7 protein-coding genes and 1 pseudogene are annotated in these 9457 nt (G+C 71.8%); 4 read left to right on the forward strand and 4 right to left on the reverse strand.

What is annotated here, in order from left to right; translation table 11 throughout:
* Positions 1-5: 5 nt before the first annotated feature.
* From ABD205_RS02060 to ABD205_RS02070, 3 genes are read left to right on the forward strand one after another with little or no spacing between them, the layout of a single operon-like run.
* Positions 6-1616, forward strand: coding sequence for a GMC family oxidoreductase (locus ABD205_RS02060; protein ID WP_344041899.1), 1611 nt, complete (start codon positions 6-8; stop codon positions 1614-1616).
* Complete coding sequence (locus tag ABD205_RS02065) at positions 1613-2617, forward strand: MaoC family dehydratase (protein WP_344041901.1); 1005 nt, start codon at positions 1613-1615, stop codon at positions 2615-2617. The genes ABD205_RS02060 and ABD205_RS02065 overlap by 4 nt, the downstream gene beginning before the upstream one ends.
* Positions 2614-3447 carry an HpcH/HpaI aldolase/citrate lyase family protein gene (locus ABD205_RS02070; protein WP_344041903.1) on the forward strand — a complete coding sequence of 278 codons (834 nt, stop codon included), beginning with the start codon at positions 2614-2616 and terminating at the stop codon, positions 3445-3447. The genes ABD205_RS02065 and ABD205_RS02070 overlap by 4 nt, the downstream gene beginning before the upstream one ends.
* On the opposite strand, the gene ABD205_RS02075 is transcribed toward ABD205_RS02070, so the two are convergent.
* From ABD205_RS02075 to ABD205_RS02085, 3 genes and pseudogenes are all read right to left on the reverse strand, one after another.
* Positions 3422-3868: a nuclear transport factor 2 family protein gene (locus ABD205_RS02075; protein WP_344041905.1), complete on the reverse strand. Its 447-nt coding sequence runs from the start codon at positions 3866-3868 to the stop codon at positions 3422-3424. The genes ABD205_RS02070 and ABD205_RS02075 overlap by 26 nt on opposite strands.
* 35 nt (positions 3869-3903) lie before the next feature.
* A complete protein-coding gene (locus ABD205_RS02080; protein ID WP_344041907.1) occupies positions 3904-5352 on the reverse strand; it encodes an NAD-dependent succinate-semialdehyde dehydrogenase in 1449 nt (482 codons plus the stop codon).
* Between the two features lie 48 nt (positions 5353-5400).
* A pseudogene (locus ABD205_RS02085) lies at positions 5401-6600 on the reverse strand (Nramp family divalent metal transporter).
* 157 nt (positions 6601-6757) lie between these two features.
* On the opposite strand from ABD205_RS02085, the gene ABD205_RS02095 reads away from it, so the two are divergent.
* A complete protein-coding gene (locus ABD205_RS02095) occupies positions 6758-8404 on the forward strand; it encodes a hypothetical protein (protein WP_344041909.1) in 1647 nt (548 codons plus the stop codon).
* Here the strand turns inward: ABD205_RS02095 and ABD205_RS02100 are convergent.
* The coding region (locus ABD205_RS02100) for an NADP-dependent oxidoreductase (protein WP_344041911.1) at positions 8325-9457 on the reverse strand (1133 nt) is incomplete at its 5' end. The genes ABD205_RS02095 and ABD205_RS02100 overlap by 80 nt on opposite strands.

Genomic DNA, 9457 nt, shown 5'->3' on the forward strand with positions numbered 1-9457 from the left:
CCGGCATGGAGTACGACTACATCATCGTGGGCTCCGGTGCCGGCGGCTCGGTGCTGGCCGAGAGGCTCTCGGCGTCCTCGTCGGCGTCGGTCCTCGTGATCGAGGCCGGCGGTCACGACCGCCACCCGATGCACCGCGTGCCCAAGGGCTTCTTCTTCACGATGCACTCGGCCCGCTACGCCAAGAGGTTCACCGCCGGACCGTTCGGCCCCGACAACGCGACCGACGCGTGGTGGCGAGGTCGCGTCGTGGGCGGGTCGACCACCATCAACGGGCTCGTCTGGAACCGCGGGTGGGCCGACGACTTCGACCGACTGGTCGAGGACGGCTCCCCGGGCTGGGGCTGGGACACCTTCCTCGACGCGTACCGCCAGCTGGAGTCCTTCCAGCTGGGCGGCTCGGAGCTGCACGGCGCCGCCGGACCGGTGAGTGTCGAGATCACCTCCCCGACCGAGCCCGTCTCCGAGGCATTCATGGACTCCGCGGCCGCGATCGGCGCACGCCGCGTGCTCGACATCAACGGCTCCGACCACGTGCGGACCGGCTACACCCAGTTCTCCACCCGGCGCGGGACGCGGGTGACGGCCGCGGGCGCGTTCCTCCGCCCGGCGCTCTCCCGGCCCCATGTCTCCCTGCTGACCCGCGCCGAGGTCGGTCGGATCCTGTTCGACGGAACGCGCGCGGTCGGGGTCCTGGTCCGTCACCACGGCGGTGAGGTGCGCGAGATCCGCGCTCGCCGCGAGGTGCTGGTGTGCGGCGGCTCGCTCGACTCGCCCCTCCTGCTGGAGCGGTCGGGGATCGGCCGGGCAGAGGTCCTCTCCGCTGCGGGGGTGAAGCTGGTGGCCGAGAGCCCGAACGTCGGCGAGAAGCTCAACGAGCACCGTGGCCTGCGCTTCATGTACAAGCTGCGCCCGGGCGGCGCGTCCGGCTTCAACACCCTGGTGAACAGTCCTCTGAAGCGGATGACGCAGGGAGCCCGCTATCTCGTACGTCGCGACGGCATCATCGCCCAGGGGTCGGCCACCTGCCTGGTCTACTTCAAGGCCGACGAGTCGTCCGACCGGCCTGACACGATCGGGTTCTTCAACCCGATCTCCATGAAGGGCTCGACGATGCACAACCACAAGCTGGCGGTCGACGACGAGCCGGGGCTGATGCTCGCGGCGTACCCCCTCCGACCGACGAGCCGAGGGCACATCCACATCACCGGGCCTGACCCGGAGGACGCACCGGTGATCCAGCCGGACTTCCTGGGCACCGAGGAGGACCGCCGGGTCATCGGCAAGGTCGGGCCGCGAGTGCGCGAGCTGTTCGGGAGCGGGCCGATCGCCGACCTCGTCACCGAGGAACGGATCCCCGGACCGGACGTGCGGACCGAGGCCGACTTCGAGCAGGTCGGGCACTACGCCGGTGCGTCCGGCTACCACCCTCTCGGCACGTGCGCGATGGGGCCCGGCGCCGACGACGTCGTGGACGAACGTCTCCGGGTCCGCGGGGTCGAGGGCCTGCGTGTCGTGGACGCCTCGGTCTTCCCCCACCAACCGTCCGGGAACACCTCGGCGCCGACTCAGGCGCTGGCCTGGCGCGCCGCCTCGCTGATCCTGGCCGACGCATGAGCCGCGCCTTCACGGTCCGCGGGCCGTACGCCGACGAGCTCGAGGTCGGACAGGTCTTCGACGACGCTCCGCCGGTGACCCTGACTGACGGGCTGACGGCGGCACACCGCGGCGTCGTCGGCAACCGGCTCCGCGTGTGCCTCGACCGGAGCCTGGCCTCGCTCGTCGCCGGCAGCCCGGGGCTCGTGTCGCCCGCGTTGGTGTGGGACGTCTCGATCGGCCAGTCGACGTCGGTGACCCAGCACGTCAGGGCCAACCTGTTCTATCGGGGTCTCTGCTTCCGGCGGTTCCCGCAGCCGGGCGACACGCTGACGACGATCACGACCGTCGAGGGGATCCGGGAGACCAGCCGCAAGCCGGGACGGACGCCCAGCGGGCTGGTCGCGCTGCACATCGTGACCAGCGACCAGCATGACCGGCCGGTGCTGGACTACTGGCGGTGCGCGATGCTGCCACTGTCCTCCCCTGAGGCCACGACCGGACGCCAGGACGACCTGGACCGGATCGGACAGGCGCCCACCAGGGCGGAGCTCGCGGCGCCGGTGGTCGACTGGCGGCTCGCGACGTTCCGCGACCGGGTGGCGGGACCGCACTTCAGCGACCTCGAGGTCGGCGACTGCTGGACGGTCGACGGGCGCGACGTGGTCTCGAGCGCCCCCGAACTGGCGCGGCTCACGGGCAACCTGGCGGCCGTCCACCACGACGCCGTCGCCGGCGGCGGTCGCCGGCTCGTGTACGGCGGGCACACCATCGGCCTCGCCCTCCACCAGATCACCCGAGCCCTGCCGGCCGTGGCGACCGTGACCGGCTGGGCCGGCTGCGATCACGTGGGGCCGGTCCACGAGGACGACGCGCTCGGCTCGACCGTCACCGTGACAGGACTCGAGCCGCTGGCCGACGGCGGCGGGCTGGTCGACCTCCGATCCCGGGTCGACGCTCGTGGCGCTGACGGCGAGCTGCGCCCGGTCCTCGACTGGCAACTCACCGCGGTGCTCGCATGACGGCGCCCGACCTCGCCGCTGCCCGGAGTCTCCTGTTCGTCCCCGGCGACCGGCCGGAGCGTTTCGCCAAGGCCGCCGCCAGCGGGGCGGATGCGGTCGTGCTCGACCTCGAGGACGCCGTCGCGGCCGTCGCCAAGAGCGACGCCCTCGCCCAGGTCGTGCACTGGCTGTCCACCGGATCCCGGGCGATCATCAGGATCAACGCGGTCGGCACGCCGACACACGCCGCCGAAGTGGAGGCGCTCGCCGGCACCGGGGCCGCCGTCATGCTGCCCAAGACCGAGTCCGCCGTGCAGGTCGCCGACGTGCACCGGGCACTGGGCGGCGCACCGGTGCTAGCGCTGGTCGAGACACCGGTCGGCATCCGCGACGTCGACGAGATCGCGCGCGCTGAAGGGTTGGCACGGCTTGCGCTCGGCACTGTGGATCTGGCGGCGGACCTGGGCGTCGACCCGTCGTCGTACGCCGCCTTCGCCTACAGCCGGAGCCGGCTGGTCATCGCCTCGGCGGCCGCGGGGCTCGCGCCGCCCATCGACGGCGTGACCGTCCGGCTGGACGACCCCGACGTGCTCGCGGCCGACCTCGCCGTCTCGCGCGAGCTGGGTCTGAGCGCCAAGCTCTGCATCCATCCCCAGCAGGTGGCGGCCGTCAACGAGGCCTTCACCCCGACCCAGGTCGAGCTTGACTGGGCCGCCCGCATCGTCGCCGCGGTCGAGGACACCTCGGCCGCCGGGGGCGATGGGGTGATGGTCGTCGACGGCACCATGGTGGACGCGCCTGTCGTCACCCGGGCCCGACGGCTGCTCAGCCGCGCGACACCTCGTCCTTGACGGTCCGCGTCTCCTTCCACTTGAGGCGGACGACACGCTCGGTGATGCGCCAGCCGTCCGGCGTCCGGACCAGGGTGTCGTCGTACGATCCGCCGCCGCTGACCCGGACGACCTCCCCGTCGACCGCGCCGCGCCGGCCGGTCTCCATCTGGAAGTGCGAGAACGCCGTCGCGGTGTCCCCGGCCAGCGAGACCACCGTGTTGTAGAGCGGGTGCTGGGCGAAGAGCCATGCCGGGTCCGGCTTGCTGAGCCGCTCGCGCATCTGGTCGCGCGTCTCCCGCTTGCCGCCCATCGGCGTGAAGTCGATGACTCCCTCCACGGTGAAGGCCAGGTCCCACTCCTCCCAGCGGCGCTCGTCGAGGCCGACGGCGTAGTGCCTCATCGCCTTCTCGATGTCCAGGCGGTCCTGCAGCTCGCTCATGGTGCTCCTGACGTGGTCGGTGGGTGCCCGTGGGGTCAGCGGGGCCAGTGGATGCTGAAGTACTGCGTCTCGAGGAACTCCTCGAGACCCGCGCGGGCGCCCTCACGCCCGAGCCCGCTCTGCTTCATGCCGCCGAACGGCGCGGACGGATCCGAGACCAGGCCGCGGTTCACGCCGACCATCCCGGCGTCGATCGCCTCGGAGATCCGCAGGGCCCGGCCGAGGTCGCCGGCGACGACGTACGCCGCGAGGCCCATCTCGGTGCCGTTGACCAGCCGCAGCATCTCGGCCTCGTCGGTCCAGGTGACCAGAGGCGCCACCGGACCGAAGATCTCGTTCTGGACGATGTCGGCGTCGTCGGGGACGCCGATGAGCACCGTCGGCGGATAGTAGAAGCCACCGTCCTCGGGCACCGCGGCCCGGTGACTGATCGTCGCGCCGCTGGCGACGGCCCTCTCGACGAGGGACCGGACCTCTTCCACAGCCCGGACTGAGATCAGCGGACCGACGTCGTTGCCCTCCGACGCGGGTCCGACGCTGAGCTTCTCGACGGCCGTTCCGAACCTGTCGGCGAAGTCGACCGCCACGTCGGCGTGCACGTAGAACCGGTTCGCCGCAGTGCAGGCCTGACCGCCACCGCGGAACTTCGCGACCAGGGCCGCCTCAACGGCGAGGTCGAGGTCGGCGTCCTCGGTGATGACGAACGGTGCGTTGCCGCCGAGCTCCATGCTGGTGTTCACGACACGGTCGGCGGCCTGGCGCAGGAGCACACGTCCGACCTCGGTGGAGCCGGTGAACGAGATCTTGCGAACCCGCGGGTCCGCGAGCCAGGCGGACACGAGCGGACCGGAACGCTTGGTCGTCACGACGTTGACCACGCCGTCGGGCAGGCCCGCCTCCACCATCAGACGGACGACGGCCAGCGTGGTGAGCGGAGTCTCCGAGGCTGGCTTGAGCACCGTCGTGCAGCCCGCGGCGAGCGCTGGCGCCAGCTTCCGGGTGGCCATCGCTGCCGGGAAGTTCCACGGCGTGACGAGCGCGGCCACGCCCACCGGCTTGTGGCTGACCACGGTCCTGGTGCCGCCCGACGGTGACGAGCCGTAGTCGCCCGCCGTGCGTACCGCCTCCTCGGCGAACCACCGGAAGAACTCGGCGGCGTAGGTCACCTCGGCCCGAGCGTCGGCGAGGGCCTTGCCGTTCTCGGCGCTGATCAGCCGGGCGAGCTCCTCGCGGTCACGGAGCATGAGCTCGAAGGTGCGGCGCAGGATCTCCGATCGCTCCCGAGGGGCCGCCGCGGCCCAGGCTGGGAACGCTGCGGCCGCGGCGTCGACGGCCGCGACGCCGTCGGTCTCGGTGCCGTCGGAGACGCGTGCGACGACCTCGCCGGTCGCCGGGTCCAGCACGTCGAACTCGCCGGCTCCGCCCGGCCGCCAGGCCCCTCCGATGAACAGGTCGGAACGGACGCTGTCATGCCCAGAAGTCATGTTGCAATTATGTCTTAACATCGTTGACCCGTCCAGCGACCCCGTCGCTCAGAGCATGAGGACCACGAGCGCCACGTTGAGAGCGACGATCACCGCGGCGCACGCGACGGCGAGCGCCGTCGTCACGGAGTGGTTGCGATGCTCGCCGAGGACCGAGACCTGCGACGTCAGCCAGACCAGCGGGACGATGGCGAACGGAACCCCCAACGACAACGCGACCTGGGAGAGCACGAGGCTGCGGGTCGGGTCCGCGCCCGCCACGAGGACGACCACCGCGGGGACGAGGGTCGCCAGGCGTCGAACGACCGGCGGCACGTGCCAGCCCAGCAGGCTGCGCATGATCTCGGCACCTGCGGCGCTGCCGACCGAGGTCGACGCGAGACCGGACCCGAGGAGTGCGACGGCGAAGAGCAGCGCCACCCCGCCTCCCAACCGCTCGCCGATGACTGCGTGGGCGCCCGGGAGCGTGCCCGTGCCCGAGACCCCGGACAGGCTGGTCGCGGCGACCACCAGTAGGGCGAGGTTGAGCACGCCGGCCAGAGCCAGCGCCAGGCCGACGTCGACGCGGGTGGCGCTCAGCAGATCTGCCATCGAGCGATGGGCGCGCGCGGTGGCGTGCCGCTCGGTCGTCAGGCTCGAGTGCAGGTAGATCGCGTGGGGCATCACCGTTGCCCCGACGATGCCGGAGGCGAGGAGCACGCTGTCCGCCCCAGCGAACGACGGGACCAGACCGGACGCCACCTCGCCCCCATCCGGGCCGTCGACCACGAGACCGGCCACGAAGCCGACCGCGACCAGCACGAGGAAGCCCATGATCACCCGCTCGAGCACGCCCTGACCCCAGCGGTCGCCGACCGCGAGCACCAGCAGGGCGACGGCCGCTGTCAGGATCGCACCGACGACGAGCGGGAGGCCGAAGAGCAGGCGGAGGCCGATCGCGCCACCGACGACCTCGGCCAGGTCGGTCGCCAGAGCCACGACCTCGGCCTGGAGCCAGTAAGCGGTACGCGCCGGGCGCGGCAGCCGGTCGCCGAGGTGGGCGGCCAGCGATCGACCCCGTCACCAGGCCCAGCTTCGCCGAGAGGTACTGGACGAGCATCGCCATGGCGTTGGCGAGCACGACGACCCACACCAGCGTGACGCCGTACCGCGCGCCGCCGAGACGTTCGTCGCGACGTTGCCGGGATCGACGTACGCGACGGCGGCGATGAAGGCGGGGCCGAGCAAGCCCCAGCGCTGCGGAGCCATCCCTGCCAGACTTCCGTCGGCGATCTTGCCCCCGGCCACCATGAGGGGCGATGCTATCGACCCGAAGCATGATAAGACAATCATTGCAGCACGATTTGACACGCGGGCGACGGACACCCGCGCCCGAACACCGGGCCAGGATGGGAATGTAGGCAGCATGCAGAACCACCGTGACGAGTCGATCTCGATCGCACTCGAGCGCCTGGCCCTGACCCTGGGGGAGAGCGGGGCCGTCCCTGTCCCGGAGCTGGTGCGTGCGCTGGAGCGCGCGGCGGAGCGCCTGCGCACGAAATCCGTGCCGGAGGAGCTCCCCTACGACCTCGTCACGCAGGCCGAGGCCTCACGCGCGGTCGGCGTCAGCCGACAGGCGGTCAACCAGTGGGTCCGCAACGGCACGCTGCGCTCCTACGAAGGCTCGGGGAGCTCGAGCCGCCACGGACCGCGGGTCTCGCTCGCGGAGGTCGCGGTCGCCGCCAACCGCCGATCGCGCGACGTCCCGTTCTCGGGGGGTCGTCGGCGCGAGCTGCTCGACTTCCTGCTGAACGCCGAGCAGGGCTCGGCCGCGCCGGTGGCCCAGGAGATCCGGCGCGCGCTCGAGGACGACAGCTACGACGGCCACTCCCCCGAGCGGATCCGGGTGCTGGGCGAGTTCGTCGTCGCCTCCATGGGACTCGGCGACCAGCAGCGCGAGTTCACCCCGGAGGGTCTGCAGCTGCTCTCCGAGCTGGTCCCGGCGATCACCGTTGACGTGGCGACGCCGTTCGGCAGGCTCGCAGGGTCGCTGCAGCTCCTCATCCGGTCCGCCGACGGCACCGCCGGCTTCGACTCCCCGGCCGTCGCGCTCTTGTCGATGCTCGGCTGCGCGACCCTCGGATCGCTCTACCCCGGTGAGGACTCCGGCGTCGGCCACGAGCTCGCACACGCCGGTCAGGAGGTGTGGGGCGAGGACTGGGTCGAGCGTCTCCTGGACGCCGTCTTCCACCTCGGTGAGCTGCGGCCGTCGCCGCTCACGCGGTTCACCTCGTCGCTGACCTACCTCGACAACAACCGGTTCCTGCGGAAGGCCCAGGCGGCCGGCGTGAGCATCTCGTACTCCCGCGGTCCCGGGCCGCTCCTCCCGCAGCGTTTCTACGGAGCGCCGATCCTGCGCGACATGATGGCCGGCGTGCCACGACCGGACGCTCCCTGGGCGTTCTCGTCCGACTCGACCCGCGACGCGCTGCCGACGCAGCTGGAGAGCGGCCTGAACCCGTTCCGGGTGATGAACTACGAGTACGGCCTGCTCGACCCGGACATCCACGGGATCCGCCGCTACTGCTTCTCCGCGGCTGACGCCCGGCGCGACCTGCGCCTCTACGCCGACACGCTGTCGGGGCGGGACCGGCATCGCTACGTCGAGTACGCCGTCGAGAGCCTGACCCGCACGTTGCTCGAGCCGAGCGTCGAGCTCGGCGCGGTGGACTCCGTGCAGGACTTCGACTGGTGGAAGGACCACATCATCCGGGCGTCCCAGCAGGAGGTCCTCCTCGGGCTGCGCGACGAGCGGGCGCGTCGTGTGGCCCACGCGCTGCTCGTGTCGACCAGCATGCTCCCGAGCGTCGTCGAGGCCGCGAACACCGACAGCTCCCTCCGCGACCGCCTGCGGATCTACGTCAAGAACCTCGAGTTCGACGTGATCGACGCTCGCTACCGCGACGACGTGCGCCGTGGCGTGAGCCGGATCATCAAGCAGGGCGGCCTCGCGATGAGCCCGAGTGATGCCCGGACGGCGGCTGAGAACGAGATCCACGCGATGCTCGCCTAGGTCGTGCCGTGGCCTCGTGGGCGACGCGGACCAGTCGCTTGCCGACGTGCTCGCCCGCCAGCATCCCGAGGAACGCCGCGGGAGCGTTCGCCAACCCCTCCACCACGTCCTCGTGGTAGGCGATGCGCCCTTCGTTGACCCAACGCCCGACGTCCGCCTCGAACTGCGGTCGCAGCTGCTCGTGGTCGCGGAAGACGAAGCCCTGGAGCGTGATGCTCCTCGTCACCAGGCCCGACATCAGACCCGCGACGTCGCCCGAGACGTCGGCGACACTCGCGTTGTACGCCGAGGCGATCCCACACACCGGGACGCGGGCGTGCCGGTTGAGCCGCGGCCACACGGCCTGCCAGACGTGGCCGCCCACGTTCTCGAAGTAGACGTCGATGCCGTCGGGGGTGGCGTCGGCCAGCCGCTCGACGAAGTCCGGACTGCGATGGTCGACGACCGCGTCGAAGATGGCGCACTCCCGGAGCCACGCGCTTTTGCGCTGCCCTCCGGCGATCCCCACGGCCCGGGCACCGGCGATGCGCGCCAGCTGGCCGACCAGCGACCCCACCGTGCCGGTGGCGGCGGCGACCACGACGGTCTCCCCTGCGGCCGGGCGACCGATCACGTGGAGACCCGCGTAGGCGGTGAGGCCCGGCATGCCGAGCACGCCGAGCGCCGTCGAGGCCGGCAGGCCCCGGGCGTCGATCCGGCGAAGGGACGCTGCCGGCGCGACGGCGTACTCCTGCCACCCTGCGGCGGAGACCACGAGGTCGCCGGAGGCGAGCCCGCCATCGTTGCTGGACACCACCTGGCTGACGGTGCCGCCCTCCATGACGCCGCCGAGCGGGACCGGCGCGGTGGAAGAGCTGTGCGACGCCGACGAGCCCATCCTGCCGCGGAGGTAGGGGTCGAGGGAGAGCCAGAGCGTGCGCATAAGCACCTCGCCGGCACCCGGCTCGGGGATCGGGCCCTCCTCCAGAGCGAAGTCCTCGAGCCGCGGCGGTCCATCAGGACGTCCCGCGAGCACGATCCGGCTCTGGACGCACGTCGACGGCCGACCCGCGC

The sequence above is a fragment of the Nocardioides panacihumi genome (assembly GCF_039530925.1).
GTDB classification, from domain to species: Bacteria; Actinomycetota; Actinomycetes; order Propionibacteriales; family Nocardioidaceae; genus Nocardioides; species Nocardioides panacihumi.